The organism is Fructobacillus tropaeoli (genome assembly GCF_001047135.2).
GTDB lineage: Bacteria > Bacillota > Bacilli > Lactobacillales > Lactobacillaceae > Fructobacillus > Fructobacillus tropaeoli.
The window spans coordinates 1-287 of the sequence record NZ_DF968168.1 but is presented as its reverse complement, the minus strand read 5'-3'; the positions used below and the strand labels follow the sequence as shown (position 1 = coordinate 287).

General features: G+C 43.9%; 1 pseudogene. It reads right to left on the bottom strand.

The annotated features are described in order from the left end of the window. Nucleotides 1-287, bottom strand: a pseudogene (locus AOQ32_RS08835) (hypothetical protein); the annotation flags it as partial.

Here is a 287-nt window from a genome sequence, read left to right as displayed (position 1 = left end):
TGACCACTCCGTAACGTCCCATCACCATGTTGGGCATAGAAGTCTAACGCTTTGAGTTTTGCGGCTAAAGAGGCAATCACCGGTTCTTTTCGGATAGGTTGTTGACCGTTATAACGACTGAGCTGTTGGGCTAAAGTCGAGCCCTTAATAAAGCGCTTATCCCCTTGTCCTTTTTGTGGCCGCGTGATGTTGTAATAATCATTGTCTTTCACAAAAAAAGCATACTGGCCGTTTTCTAATTCATCTAATTGTGACCCATAAATCAACACTTGGGCTTGGTCATCAGA